This window comes from Pedobacter sp. PACM 27299 (genome assembly GCF_001412655.1).
GTDB lineage: Bacteria > Bacteroidota > Bacteroidia > Sphingobacteriales > Sphingobacteriaceae > Pedobacter.
The window spans coordinates 5,887,368-5,901,879 of record NZ_CP012996.1 but is presented as its reverse complement, the minus strand read 5'-3'; the positions used below and the strand labels follow the sequence as shown (position 1 = coordinate 5,901,879).

The window sequence follows — 14,512 nt, the reverse complement described above, 5'->3', positions numbered from 1 at the left end:
GACTAAAATACTAATATGTGGGATGTTAAAGGTCAGGGATTTACATTGTTCAAGATAGGGGTGTTGTGGATGATGGCTGTGCTGGCGGGCTGTAAAAAAGAACCGGCGCAAAGTCAGAAGATTAAACCCCCGGTGAGGTCTTATGTAGTCACTGCAAGGATAGATAAAAAGGGAACAAATACAGACTCGGAAGGTACTGCGGTACTAAAGGGTGATTATGATCAGGGAACCAAATTATTAAGATATTCACTGGAGTATGATAAAATAGTGCCTGAACAAATTAGTTTGAGAAATGGAGTGAAGGGCTCAAAAGGAACTTTAATCCTGGAGCTTTATAAGCCGGGGAGTACCAAATTGGGCGCTCCTTTGTCCGGGTCAATCGTATTGACACCCCTGCAGGAAAGGAACCTGCTGAAAGGATACTGGTTTGTAGCCATCAATACTTTACAGCGTTCTCCTGAAATTTCAGGAGTGCTTACCTTGAAACAAAGTTAAGCAGCGGATGAGTAAAGTAGAGATGAATACCGGGCCTGATGATGATTTATTACTGTTGGATGCCATTAGAAATAAAGATAGAAAGGTGTTTGAAGCCTTTTATAAAAAGTATTACCGACAGCTGTTTATCCTCGCTTTTAGATATGTAGGGAAAACTGAAGCTGCAGAAGAGATTGTACATGATTTGTTTATTAATATATGGAATAAAGCCGGTCAGTTAAATATTCAGTATGCCATGAAAAGCTATTTGTTCCGGTCAATTGTCAATGCGTCCCTGAACTTCCTAAAAAAGGAAAAGCAGGATGCCGCAAAACAACTGACCTATCTGGCCGATCTGCAGCCTGAAAATCCGGAAGAAGAAAACCTAAACAAAGAAGAATTGTTGTTGAAAAACCTGGAAGAAGCACTGGCACTATTACCTCCGAAATGTAAAGAAGTGATGTACCTGAGCCGATTTGGTAAATTGAAACAACAGGAGATTGCCGACCAGATGAATATCTCGTTGAAAACAGTTAAAAACCATTTGACATATGGCTTTCAGAAGTTAAGGGAACACCTCGGAAAGTCTGCAGCGCTCTTGCTGGCGATAGTTATGTTCCTAAAAACGATGTTACGTTAAACCGCCTGATATGAAAAATTTTGAAACAAATGAATCGTTTATTTTTTCCCTGATCATTGAAGATCTCGAAGAAACGATTAGTGCGGAAAATAAAATAATCCTCAGCCAATGGAGAAATGCAGACCCCGAAAATGAAAAACTCTACCAGGAATTTTTAGGGGTACAGATCAACCTGGATAAATTGATGGAACGACACGAGCTGGATGCGCATCATTCCTGGACCGTGCTGGATCAGAAACTCGACCACAGTACGTCATTCTTTTCGGAGCATAATGAGCCTGTTCAACCCTTGAGAAATAAGACAATGCCTTATTTCTGGGTCAAAATAGCAGCCATGTTTTTGATTTTATCAACACTGGGCTACGGTTACTTCTTTTGGAAAAATAAGGATATTGTGATCAATACCGGAACTGCCGTGCTCACCAATGTGGTGCTTCCTGACGGTACAGACCTGAAACTTAATGCAGGGACTAGCATTAGCTATAGCAAAAATAACTTTCTGGCAGATCGTAAACTAGTGCTGATCAAAGGAGAAGCCTTTGTTCAGGTAGCGGCCAATCCTACTTCGCGTTTCAGAGTGGAACTTGGAGATGTAGAAGCGAAAGATATTGGTACGCGCTTTAACATCAGTAGAAATGAAAATCAATCTGCAGTGACTGTGGAAGAAGGACAGGTAGAGTTACGGGAATACGGAACCGCCAGAAAAGTAAACCTGACTGCAGGTAAACTTGGTATTTATGACGTTATGAATAAAACATTAATGGCAATTGATAATCCTGATCCCAACTATAAAGCATGGCTGGACAAGAGTTTCGTCTTTAATGCCGTTCCGCTGCCGGAAGTACTGCAAAAACTGGAAACAGTTTATCAGACTAAAATTGAGATGGAAGGGCAGGAGCTGAAGGATAGAAAGCTGACTGCAAAATTGAAATATCAGCAGCCGGATAGTGCCTTAGCAGTGATTGCTGCTACTTTAGATTGTCAATTGATCCAGCGCAATGGAAAGTTTGTTTTAGCCGGTAAATAATGGCTTTCTATTTTAGGACGCTGATATGCCTTTTACTATTATTTGCTGCGGGAACAACGTTTGTCTCTGCTCAGCATAAAAGCCTACTTGATCATCCCGTCAGTATTCATGTGCCTGCAGATTCTCTCATCCGCGTATTGAAATTGTTGGAAGAGAAAGCAAAATGTAATTTTGCCTTTGATCCCGACTTATTGAGAAATAAAAAATCAACGGCGCTAAATTTCGTTCAAACACCATTGTCGGAGGTTTTAAGCCAGTTGTTATTTGGCTCGAATTTAGGTTTTACGCTGGTAGGAAAGGACATTGTTATCAGCCCGCTCAAAGAAAAAAACTGGACCATTAGTGGTCATGTTCGGGACCAGGCGAGTGGGGAGGCCTTGATTGGAGCTACTGTTTACCTGCCCAGCCTTGGCGTAGGTATTAATACCAACCAATACGGTTTCTTTTCCTTGTTTATCCCTGAAGGGATTCATAAATTAATGATCTCCAATACCGGATTTCAAACGCGGGAAGAAACGATTCGCTTAGAACAGGATGTGCAGCTCAATATCGAGCTTGCCTTAAAGACCAACCGCTTAGAGGAAGTAGAGATAAAATCAAGCAACATTACGCCAAATCCTATTCTCCTAAATGAGCAGAATTTAGGCCCAACACAGTTGAATAATGCTGCATATTATGCCGGTGAAGTAGATGTAGTGAAGAGACTGCAAATGCAGAACGGTATAAAATCATTGTCGGAAGGCAGCTCCGGTCTATTTGTGAGGGGAGGGAACTCCGATCAGAACTTGATTCTACTCGATGAGGCCATCGTGTATAACCCTTCCCATTTATATGGACTGGTTTCTGTCTTTAATCCGGATGTGGTCAATAATATCCAGGTGTACCGGGATTATATCCCTGCGAATTTTGGCGGACGGCTCTCTGCCGTAGTCATTAACCGGATGACCGAGGGGAATAATAAACAGTTCCAGCTGAGTGGGGGACTCAATTCTCTTTCTGCACGCATTGCCGCCGAAGGACCGATTGTAAAAGATAAAAGTTCTTTTATTGTTGCCTTTAGAAGGAGCTTACTAGATGTTTTTCAAAGTAAGTTTAAGCTGTTCAATCCTTTTTCCGTGTATTATGATATCAATGCAAAGGCGAATTATAAGCTCAACCAAAATAACACCATTTTCTATTCTGTCTACGCCGGAAAAGATAAATTACTCTCTGAAAACGCATATACCAACAACTGGGGAAACCTGACTTCCACCTTCCGCTGGAACCATGTTTTTAACTCCACCATTTTTCAAAACGTATCATTGATCTATAGCAATTACAACAATCTGCTGGACTTAAACGCAGACACGCTATCGCAAAAAACACAGTGGCAAACGCGGGTAAGGGATGTGACACTGAAAGCCGATTATACCTATTACCTGAATCCTTTGAATCAGATTAAATTTGGTGGCTCGGGTATCTATCACCAGTTTAATCCTGGTGAGGCGAAACAATCACCCAATGATGAGTTCAATATTCCTGGAGATAAGAGTCTGGAAGCAGCACTCTACTATTCGCAGCGCCTCACTTTAAGTTCGCATTTTGAACTGGATTACGGCCTTCGTCTGAGTTTATTTAAAAACAATGAACTGCGCAATAATGTGTTTGACGACCAGGGGAACCGGATAGAAACGCATGAGGTAAAACTCTTTGTAAATCCAGAACCCCGTTTCAACCTGAGTTATCTGCCAACTAAAGACCAGCGCTATTTCTTTACTTACAACCGGAATTTTCAATACCTGCAGCTGATCCAAAATAGTACGCTGGCATTTTCCTCTCTAGAACCCTGGATTCCAGCTTCAAAAAGTATCAAGCCACAGCGCTCAGACTATTTTTCTCTGGGTTACCGCTATATGCCAAACCGGTATACCTGGTCGGCAAATGCCTATTACAAGCGGATGGAGAATCAGCTGGAACTGATTGACCATGCACAGATCATCAAAAACCCAGAGGTCAGGAGACAATTGAAATCCGGAATGGCCAGGGCTTATGGCATGGAATTGGAACTCAGTAAAACCGAAGGACAGTTTTCCGGTACCCTTGCCTATAGCTATTCCAGGGTATTCCGAAAAATAGAATCACTTAATTTCGGACAAGAGTTTGTCGCCAATTACGACATCCCTCATGAGCTAAAAATCACCGCTAAATACGATATGACTAAGCGGCTGTCTTTCCAAAGTTTCTTTATTTGTTCAACAGGCAGACCGTTAACCCTTCCTGTTGGTTATTATCAGCATGATGGCTTAAACGTACCTATTTTTGAAGAAAGAAATACAGTCAGATTTCCGGTGTTCAGCAGACTGGACCTTTCCGCACAATACCAGTTCAAGAGCAGGATCGCCGGCGAAAGATTCCTATCTAGCGTGCTTTCTGTGGGTGTTTACAATCTTTATAACCGCAAAAATCCATTGTATTACCACTTGAATCCTTCTTCTTTTGAAGCAAAAAAGAGTAGTATTGAGTATGGTTTAGGAATTTATCCTTGGATAGCTTACAGTTTTAAAATTTAGGATGAAAATACATCGTTTCACTTTAGCACTACTGCTCTTATTGGGCTTTTCAAGCTGTAAGAAAACACTGGATGAACGGTTTCTATCTCCCAAGCATCAATACGACCTTGCAGTGGAAGGTGGGTACAATACCCGCAGCTCCACACAATCTATCCGCTTAGCTAAACCTGCCTTAACCGTAGATGGACAGCCTACGCCGATCTCAAAGGCAGTAGTGAGTATTAATGACGGTAAATCGGAAATGATATTCAAAGAATCTGCTACCGCAGGGTTGTATACCGCAACAAGCAGCAATGAACCCAATTATAATGGTGCCTATAAACTAAAGGTGGTTTACAATAGCCAAACCTATACCGCAGTGGATACCCTCAGACAGGTGGTCAATATTGTGGATGATTTCCTGCCACTTTCTACCCGTTTACTTCCAGATGGCACTTATGCGGGTACCATTCCAAAACATACTTTCGGCTACCTGAATCCTAATAAATGGATGATTTCCTATAAGGAAATCCCACAGTGGAACCCTGGCAAGTTCGACCAGGCCAAATATTACAGTTATACCCATTTCCTGGGCTCCCCAAATTCCTTGTACCCACTCAATAATCTGAAAAGGGATTTTGTGCTGGGTAAAGACGATTACCTGTACATCTATAAAATCTCCCTTTCCGAGCGTTATGCCAAATACCTGTATGATGTGTTCATGGAGACGGATTGGAATGGCTTGTTCTCTGCGGTTCCGGTGAATGCTACAGGAAATATAACGGGAAATGCACAGGGGTACTTCTCTGCGATTGATGTGGATGCTGGAAGGTATAAAGCCAGTGAACTTTAATTATGGCCTCGATATTGCAGTAATTCTGTATGCAAGGCAATATGGAAAAAGACAAATCAGGAAAAAAAACATGGTGGAAATGGCTTTTGGGAAGCTTAGGAGTGATTTTGGTACTCATTGGCGGACTAGCACTTTACTTCAGTGCCAGATGGAAACCACTGATCTCTGAGAAGATTAAAACAGGGATACAAGAAGGATCCGCAGGACTTTATAACCTGGATTTCAAAGACATTCACCTCAACCTGCTGACCGGAACGGCCTCCCTGGATGAAGTCAGCCTTGTTCCTGATACCGCCGTATTTAACCGGTTAAAAGCACAGGGAGCTGCACCTATTCATATCTTTCAATTGAAAGTTAAAAAATTGCAGGTCAACCATCTGGGATTGCTCAATGCGTACTTTAAGAAAACAATTCACATCAACAGTATTGTCCTGGATCAGCCTTCCATCAATATGCTGCATTACCAGTTGAAAAAGAAGAAAAAAGATACCAGCAGCAAAACCATTTATCAGCTGCTGTCCAAAAGTTTAAGGTCACTGGATATTGATGCCATCAGGATTGTAAACGCTGATTTTGATTATGTAGATGGGCTAAGTAATAAACCCTTGCACCGCATTAAAAAACTTAATCTGAATGTGAAAGACCTGCTGATCGACTCACTTTCGCAATTCGACAGTACCAGATTTTACTATACCAAAGACATCTCTTTTGAAATCACTGGCTACCATTCTAAAGATAAAATGTACCTCAGAAAAATTGATACGATTTCTGGGTCTGCAGCAAAAAGAAATATGCTGATCAAGGGTTTTAAAATGACCCCATTATATCCTGATCTGGCCTTCAGCCGGATGTATAAATATGGCAAAGATCGTTATGACCTGAGTTTTGACCAAATCAGTTTTACTGGGGTCGATTTCCTTCGTTTGAATGACGAAAGGACCTTTCATGCGGATAAGATTACTTTAGGCCCGGCAAAAGCAGGGATCTTTTTAAACCGGGAAATGCCCGCTCCACCAAACCTGGATAAAGGGAAAAACTTCCCGCATCTCGCCCTTAGAAGATTGGCTATCCCTGCACTGGTGGATACGGTAAAGATCGACAATATCGATGTGGCCTATACAGAATACAATCCCATCAGCCAGAAAAGGGGAACGATATATTTTCAAAATCTGACAGGGAATATCCTCAATGTGACCAATGATTCATTAAGTGTGGTAAAAAACAACCATGCCATCGCCAATTTAACAGCATTGGTGATGAAGAAATCGAAGATCAATATCAAGATAGATTTTAGTCTGACGGATTCAAAAGGTGCTTTTCATTATTCAGGTACAGTTGCGCCAATGCATTTACCTGATTTGAATGTGGTATCCAAACCATTAGGTCTGATTGAAATTGAATCCGGAGATATGCAAAAAGTAGATTTTGACATCCAGGCGAATATGGCGGGCTCAAAAGGAAAAGTTCATTTCTATTATACCAATTTGAAATTAAAGCTACTCAAAGAAGGAGAGGACGGTGCTGCGCCGGAGAAAAGAGGTTTACTTTCCTTTTTAGCCAATAAGTTGCTGATCATCGATTCAAATCCCACAAAAGGAGAAGCTCCAAGAACGGCAAATGTCACCTTTGAGCGTTCCCCAGCAGCCTCGTTCTTTAATCTGCTCTGGAAAGGGGTATTTATTGGGATGAGAGAAAGTGCTGGTCTGGGCATCGTGCCTGTCAAAACTCCTGAAAAAGCAATGGAAGCGATTAAGGATAAGAAAGAAGAACGAAAAGAGAAAAGAGCAGCGCGCCAGCAGAAAAGAGCAGAACGCAAGAAAAACAAGGCATAAAAAAAGTATATTAGAATATCCCGTGTATGGCCTATGATCGAAAAAATCCGCAAGCAGAAGAAAATATTGATCCGAATAGGTCTTGGGGTACTGGCATTGGTGTTGATCATGGCCCTGACATCCAAATACTTTGCCTATAAGTTTAAGCCCTTAGTTAAAGCACAAATCAAAGAACTGGTGCTGCAATCTACTGATAGCCTGTATCACATCGAATTTTCTGGCATCCGGATGAACCTGCTCACGGCGAATGCATCCCTAACCGGGGTGAAAGTGATTCCTGATCTGCGGATTTTCAAAAAGCTGATCGCCTTAAAGAAAGCACCCAATAACGTTTATCACCTGGAACTGGAGAAACTCGAAATCCGGAATTTTCACCTTTATACTTTCCTCAGGCACCGAAAACTGCACATTACTCAGCTGCGCTTAGACCGTCCGGATGTGGTGATGGTGAACCAGCAGTTTGATTTTAATGAGGATAAGCTCAGCAGGCCAAATGCCTCTCCTTTTGATTACATTTCCGGATACCTTAAGGAGCTGGCTATCCATACCATCGATCTGAATAACATCAGCTTTAAATACATCAATAATAATGGAGTAAAGCCAAGGGAAGATTCCGTAAAAAACCTGAACATCACGTTGAAAGATTATTTAATCGATCCCCATTCTTCTGCAGATAAAACTAGGCTCTACCTGCTGAAAGATGTAGTCATTAAATTGAACAATTACACCTATGCGACACCTGATAGTTTGTACCACATCCGTTTAGATCAGCTGGATTTCTCGGCGGCTTCCGGTAAATTGAATATTCAAAGCCTGGGAGTAGTGCCAAGATACAATGAGATGGAATTTGCGAAATCATTAGGCTATTCAAAAGATCGCTATGCCATCCAGATGAGCGACTTGAGTCTGGAGGGTATTAACCTCCCTTTATATATTCTTAAACAGGAATTACTGGCTAAAGAAATGACTGTCGCCAATGGTTCTGTAAGGGTATTTAACAATAAAGCGCTGCCCAAACTGATCACCGAAAAGATAGGCCGCTATCCGCATCAGCTGCTGCAAAGGGTACAAGGGAAATTGACCATCGAGAAATTGAATGTGAGTAATGTAGACATCAGTTATTCGGAATACGATGAAGACAGTCAGCAGAAAGGAACTATTACTTTTGAAAACACTTCCGGGAGTTTTAGCAATGTGACCAATATGCCAAAGTATAAAGCTAAAAATCCATGGATGACAGCCGACCTGAAGACTTACCTGATGGGGCGGGGAAGACTGGATGTAGGATTTAAATTTAATCTGGAGGCCAAAGATGCTGCCTTTTCTTATTCCGGTTTGCTGGGCAGTATGGATGGACGGTCCCTGAATCGGATCACCAGACCATTGGGGATGATTGCTATTAAAAGCGGAGATGTGAAGCGGATGGAATTTAAGATAGAGGCCAACGACCGCGTCGCAAATGGCGTTATGAAATTTGAATACAATAATCTTTCTGTCAATTTACTGAAAAGGGAAGAAGGCGAAAATCGTTTGGTGAGACAGGGATGGATGTCATTTTTAGCCAATGCAATCATCTTAAACCCTAATAATCCAAGTAAAGAAGGGATGCTGGTCACTGCAAAAATTCATGAAGAGCGTGCAAAGAATGGCTCTTTCTTTCATTTCATCTGGAAATCCTTATTACAGGGGATCAAGCATAGTGTGGGCATTACGGAAGCAAAGGAGCAAAAGATTAAAACACAGATCGCTAGATTTGAGCAGATCAAGCATGATCGCGAGGCCAGACAGGCCAGAAGAGAAAAGCGAAAGTTACAAAGAGAAAGAGCGAAAAGACACAAAAATTGACGACAGACCGGGAATTGCCTGCCGCCAAATTTGATTCCACCTTATTTGTTAATTTTTAATAGTTTTCCGGCAAGGTCTTCCCATCGGTAATATTGGAAAGTTTTGTCGTCGCTCATGGCGACGAATAAGCCATGCTGGAAGTCTTTATTCAATGGCTTCGAATAAGTCTCAGAGCCATCGCTATTGTTTGTCGATACTGGAATACTGGTGATCAATTCATGGTCGTGCGGACCCGATTTACCTTCCCTGTTGAATACCTGGAAATGGTTTGCCGATTGATCAGATACCAAAATATAGCCAGTAGAATCAGATGTTTTGTAAATGCTGATGCCCTCGTTGTCTTCTTTAAATCCAGTTTTGGCAAATAAGGCCAGTTCTTCATTTCCTTTCGCAGGATCTGCATGGTATTTTCTAACCCCAAACTGCTCATCAGAGTAGTAGATGTAACCCAACTCGTTGTCTACCGCAATAGACTCGATTTCTTTCTTGCCGCTGTATTTACCGAACTTTCTTTTTAAACTGGCTTTTAATTTTCCGGTGCCATCGTCTTCCAAGAGGTACTGCCATAGATAACCATCTGCCGGGCCATTTTTACGGCCAACAATGGCATAAATCTGACCTTTAGGATCAGTATACATGGCGATGCCCATCAGGTCACGGTACATTTCTTTAGTTTCACCTTCAAACATTTCTAAACCACCATTGTCGATCGGCTTCATATCCGGTAAAGAGAATACACGGAGTTTATGCGTCATTCTTTCCGTGGTCACAGCGATGTCTGTCTTTTTTCCGCCCAGGTTCAATCCATAAGCTACATCCACATTGTTCGGTCTTTTCAGGCCTTTTACCACTTTATCTTTGATCAATTTTCCTTGTAAATCATATACATAAAGACCGCCATTTTCGTTTTTATCAGTGCCGATTACTAAAGATTGTGAGGAATCTGCCGGGTTTACCCAAATGGCAGGATCATCAGAGTCAAATTGTACCGGATCAGAGGTGTATAGCGGTTTTACTGCTGCCGGATCTTTCTGGACAGAGGAACAGGATACATGAAGCGTAAGCAGCAATGCGGATACAGAAAGGATAAGATGAGGTTTGTTCATTTTTGTTAATGTTATGATACTTATAAATCAGGTTAGTTTTAAGGTTAATTAGTACCATAAGCACCAATATAGCTGGTAGGTGCAGGTGAGGTATATAGGTTTCCATTTAGGGTTAATCCTGCTGCATGGTGACGGAAGAAGTCCGTTTTCCCTTTGCCAATTGCAGGAGAACCAGAAGCGATGTGGAAATTCCAGGCGGTATTGAAATCAGGATTGTCTATTGGATTGGTAACCGGATAATTCAGGAACATTGGATGGTTAGCTCCTGCAGTTTTTCCAATCACATCATTACTGCCAGCAATGATATCAGCTGATGGTTGAAACTGGTTTGTGGTCGTTTGACTCTCGCCATAATACAGGTTGTTGCCAATCAGAGATCTGGCATCTTCCGGATTTTTAGTATCTCTTTTGATCCCGAAACGAGTATTCGCAAAAAGATTGTTAAACAGGTTGACCCTTACTGTAGCTTCTACCCAGATTGAACCACCTTTGGCACTCGGTCTGCGCCAGCCAGTATTCACAAAAGTATTGTTATAGGCAACTACAAAGGTTTGAGGGCTTCTGTCACCACTGTTTGAAAGTTTAAGCGCATTCGTATTGGTGCTATACATCAGGTTGAAGGCAACATCTGCCAGACATCCCGATTTCAGATTGATGGCTTCTCCGCCGGTTACTCCGGTAGTATAAAATACGTTGTTGGAGAAAATGATTTTTCCGCCTTCAATATAGGTGCAGTCTTCCTGTAGGTTTCTGAAAACACTGTTGGTTACCACTAATTTTCCATTCACATTAGAGTACCATAGGGCCGGTAAATTCTCTCCGCTTTTTGCTTTATAAAGACTCATTTTTACTGAGGTAGAGGCTGCGGTGGTGGTTGCTCCGGCATATTCGATAATCGTGTGGTTCAGCAATAATTCTGCACAGCTTGGCGCTGCCAGAATCCCTCCCCATAACCTGCCGAATTTGTTTTTCAGGGTTCTGGAATCCTCAGGAATGGTGAATTTGATCGGAAATTCTGCAGTACCTTCTGCATATAGATTCCCTTTAACAATGATCTCTGGTTTAGTCAGTGTATCCATCACAACGGTTACACCTTCTTCAATGGTGAGCGATTGTCCTTCAGGAATGATGATGTCCCCTTTAATGATTTGTGTGCTACCTCTTTTCCAGGTACCGAAAACCTCGCCGATGGCAGAACCGTTTCCTGTATCAGGATCTACATCGCTATTGGCTTTTTTGCAGCTGCTGAATCCGACTACTAATACTGCCAGACCCATCCATATTTTTGTTGCTTTCATCTTGTTTGTATTTTATGAACTGATCAATTATGTAGGTGAAATGATCAAATGACTATGTGAAATGGTAATAACTGTATACGAAATGTGGAGGCCGATTATAATTTATAGCGTACTCCTAATAAATAAGTTTGTTTATAATGGTCGTTACGGATCAGCGTTTTGCCATCATATTCAGTGCCCGATGTTCCATTGGCTTCGGTATTGGTACCTTTGATAAATAATTTCAATGGCGTATTCAACAGGTTTCCAGCTTTAACAAAAACACTTAAATTGTTTTTGAATTTTTTCTCTGCAGAGGCATCCATCTGGATAAATCCTTGCTGCCACAGGTCGTTGTCTAAGAATTGAGAAATAGTGTTAATCCTTGGGCCGGTATAAGATGCCGCCAATTGGCCATCCCATCCACTTTTGCTGTCTTTAAAAAGCAGGGATAAGTTGGCAATGTGTGCTGATTGTCCAAATAAAGGTCTGGTTTGATCTACCAAAATCGGATCTAAGTCGCCATTTGCATTGCGGATTCTTGATGTTTTAGGCGTCGTAATTCTGGAATGGGTATAAGTATAATTTGCTTTGAAACCGAACTTGTGGATGAACTTGATGTAATCCAGCTCCAATCCGTAGTTTTTAGCGGTACCGAAATTCCCAGGGGTATAATAAGTATCCTGTGGACGAACCGGATCAGGCTGGAAGGTATATTCTATAGGGTTTTGGATGTTTTTATAAAACACACCAACTAATAACTGATCGCTGCTGTTTGGGAACAACTCATAACGAAGGTCAAGATTGTCTGCAAGTGCGCGTTTCAGATCTGGATTTCCTCTTTCTTTATAGTCATCCTGTACCACTCCGATTCCCGGAACCAATTCATAAAAACCTGGACGGTTTAAAGAGCGGAAATAAGAAGCACGAAGGGCCTGGTGGCTGCTCAGTTTATATTTTAAATTCAAGCTTGGCAGCAGGTCCGTGTAGACTTGTTTGCCATTCGGGCGAGGCTGTGCACCTGGAAACAGCATCATATAGCTTTGATCCGTATGCTCCATTCGTAAACCACCAATTACTTGCAGGTCTTTTACCGTAAAGTTGAACATCCCGTAAGCTGCAGCCGTTTTTTCGGCAGCATCATAGGTCAATGCGTTGTCTACAGATCCTGTTTGGTTTTTAACATTCCATACAATTTCTGTGTAGCTGTTGAAATCCTTGCCAAAGAGTGCGGTAGGATTTGCATTTGTTAGTGTGTACTGATTGAAGAAACTGCTGCGCTGTTTGTCGCGGTACATTCCACCGGCACTGAACAGTACATTGATTCCAGCAATTGGCTGCGTATAATCGATGTCCAGGTAACCGGCTTTATCTTCTTCTGTACTGCGCTCCCAGCGGCGGGTATAAGCATCGCCAATGGCAGGAGCATAAGTGCGACGGTCTACAAAATTCTCCTTTACACCTAAGATATTGATGATACTTTGATCCGGTGTTTCATTTTTTGCTGCAGAGTATACTGCTGACCAGCGTACTTTTAATCTTTCTGGGATCAGCTGATGCTCACCCTGTAAAGTGCTGTTGTAAATCTGCTGCTCTGAAAAACGGGAGCGGGTAGAATAAGTGAGTTTGGCATTGCCTATTTCTGGATGATACTCACTGCTGAAATCGGTTACTTTGGAGTCACGCAACTGTAAGCTGTTCAAATCAACATAAGCATTGTATAAACTCAGTTTGTTGTTTTTATTGAAGGTGTAGTCCAGTTTTGCATGGGCACCATAGCGTTTCTGCTGCTCAGAGTACTCCCTGTCGTCCTGGCTCATAATAGTGCCTACTTTATTTGCGGCAGCCACTACACTGGAATTGTAAAAAGTACTATTGGCTCCTCTATAGGTGTTCTGATAACTACCAGCAATTAAAACACCTAGTTTATTGTCCAGAAAGCGTTGTCCGATAGATAAACCGCCCACTACATTTGGTGCAGGGTGTTTGGTTTTGTAATCCACCATTCCTGTGGAGAAATCCAGGGGAGTAGCTTTATAATCCTTTCCATGCAATTCATAAGGGGATTTGCGGTTGTTCCCGCTGTTGTCGAATGAAGTAAATCCACGATCGAGGAACATCTGGCTATAGCCTGTGGCGAGATTGGCATCAATTTTTAATTTGTTTGGCGCATCTTTCATCACCATATTGATCACACCACCAACGGCATCACCTTCCATATTTGGAGTCAGTGTTTTTGAAACTTCCAATCTTTCCAGCAATTCAGCAGGAAAGATATCCAGTGGTACATAACGGTATTTATTGTCCGGACTAGGAATTTTAATGCCGTTTACCAGGGTATAGCTGTAACGTTTATCCATTCCACGAAGGATGGCATACTGCCCATCGCCGTTGCTGCTTCTTTCTACAGATACACCGGATACACGTTGAATCACGTTGGCCACAGTCAGGTCAGGAGAAATTTCTATCGCTTTTCCTGAAACCACATTCACCAATTGCAGTGCTTTCTGCTCAATCCTTCTGGCTGTTTTCTCTGAAGACCCATCTCCTTTTGCAGAAACAGAGACTTCATTTAACTCACCGGCATTGGTTTCAGATAAATAGATCTTTAGTACTGGATTGTCCTCTTTCAGGATAACGATCTGCTTGAAAAAGGTTTTGTACATTAAGTAGGATACCTTCAAGGTATAAGTTCCTGCAGCAGGATGTTTGATCTCAAAGGATCCATCCAGGCCGGTTAAAACAGCTTGGTTTGTTTTTTCCAGCTGCACTGATGCACCCACCATTGCTTCTCCTGTTTTCTGGTCGTAAACATAACCTTTCAGGCTCGTAGCATGAGCGATAGTAATGCTAAATAATAGGCAAAAAAGAACGGATAATAGTGTCTTCATTTTCTGATTAATTTTGTTGGATTTGTTTATTTTGCTGTT

10 protein-coding genes are annotated in these 14,512 nt (G+C 41.9%); 7 read left to right on the top strand and 3 right to left on the bottom strand.

Annotation, left to right across the window (positions count from 1 at the left end):
- Positions 1-15: 15 nt before the first annotated feature.
- The 7 genes from AQ505_RS24860 to AQ505_RS24830 are packed head-to-tail and all read left to right on the top strand — an operon-like array spanning position 16 to position 9,199.
- The gene (locus tag AQ505_RS24860) at positions 16-495 is read left to right on the top strand and encodes a hypothetical protein (RefSeq protein ID WP_062550645.1); all 480 of its coding nucleotides are present in this window, start codon (positions 16-18) and stop codon (positions 493-495) included.
- Positions 496-502: 7 nt separating this feature from the next.
- A complete protein-coding gene (locus tag AQ505_RS24855; protein ID WP_231634984.1) occupies positions 503-1,114 on the top strand; it encodes an RNA polymerase sigma factor in 612 nt (203 codons plus the stop codon).
- 10 nt (positions 1,115-1,124) lie between these two features.
- The gene (locus AQ505_RS24850; RefSeq protein WP_062550644.1) at positions 1,125-2,141 is read left to right on the top strand and encodes a FecR family protein; all 1,017 of its coding nucleotides are present in this window, start codon (positions 1,125-1,127) and stop codon (positions 2,139-2,141) included.
- Positions 2,141-4,690 (top strand): TonB-dependent receptor, encoded by a 2,550-nt coding sequence (locus AQ505_RS24845; protein ID WP_062550643.1) that lies wholly within the window; start codon positions 2,141-2,143, stop codon positions 4,688-4,690. The genes AQ505_RS24850 and AQ505_RS24845 overlap by 1 nt, the downstream gene beginning before the upstream one ends.
- Before the next feature lies 1 nt (position 4,691).
- Positions 4,692-5,522 carry a DUF4249 family protein gene (locus AQ505_RS24840; protein WP_062550642.1) on the top strand — a complete coding sequence of 277 codons (831 nt, stop codon included), beginning with the start codon at positions 4,692-4,694 and terminating at the stop codon, positions 5,520-5,522.
- A 41-nt stretch (positions 5,523-5,563) separates the two neighbouring features.
- Positions 5,564-7,354: a hypothetical protein gene (locus AQ505_RS24835; protein ID WP_062551208.1), complete on the top strand. Its 1,791-nt coding sequence runs from the start codon at positions 5,564-5,566 to the stop codon at positions 7,352-7,354.
- Positions 7,355-7,387: 33 nt separating this feature from the next.
- Complete coding sequence (locus tag AQ505_RS24830) at positions 7,388-9,199, top strand: hypothetical protein (RefSeq protein ID WP_062550641.1); 1,812 nt, start codon at positions 7,388-7,390, stop codon at positions 9,197-9,199.
- A gap of 41 nt (positions 9,200-9,240) precedes the next feature.
- Here the strand turns inward: AQ505_RS24830 and AQ505_RS24825 are convergent, their stop codons facing one another.
- The 3 genes from AQ505_RS24825 to AQ505_RS24815 all read right to left on the bottom strand — a co-directional run bounded on the left by AQ505_RS24825 (position 9,241) and on the right by AQ505_RS24815 (position 14,473).
- The gene (locus AQ505_RS24825) at positions 9,241-10,305 is read right to left on the bottom strand and encodes a phytase (protein ID WP_062550640.1); all 1,065 of its coding nucleotides are present in this window, start codon (positions 10,303-10,305) and stop codon (positions 9,241-9,243) included.
- 44 nt (positions 10,306-10,349) lie between these two features.
- Positions 10,350-11,603: a hypothetical protein gene (locus AQ505_RS24820; RefSeq protein ID WP_062550639.1), complete on the bottom strand. Its 1,254-nt coding sequence runs from the start codon at positions 11,601-11,603 to the stop codon at positions 10,350-10,352.
- 95 nt (positions 11,604-11,698) lie between these two features.
- Positions 11,699-14,473 carry a TonB-dependent receptor gene (locus tag AQ505_RS24815; protein ID WP_062550638.1) on the bottom strand — a complete coding sequence of 925 codons (2,775 nt, stop codon included), beginning with the start codon at positions 14,471-14,473 and terminating at the stop codon, positions 11,699-11,701.
- Positions 14,474-14,512 lie beyond the last annotated feature (39 nt).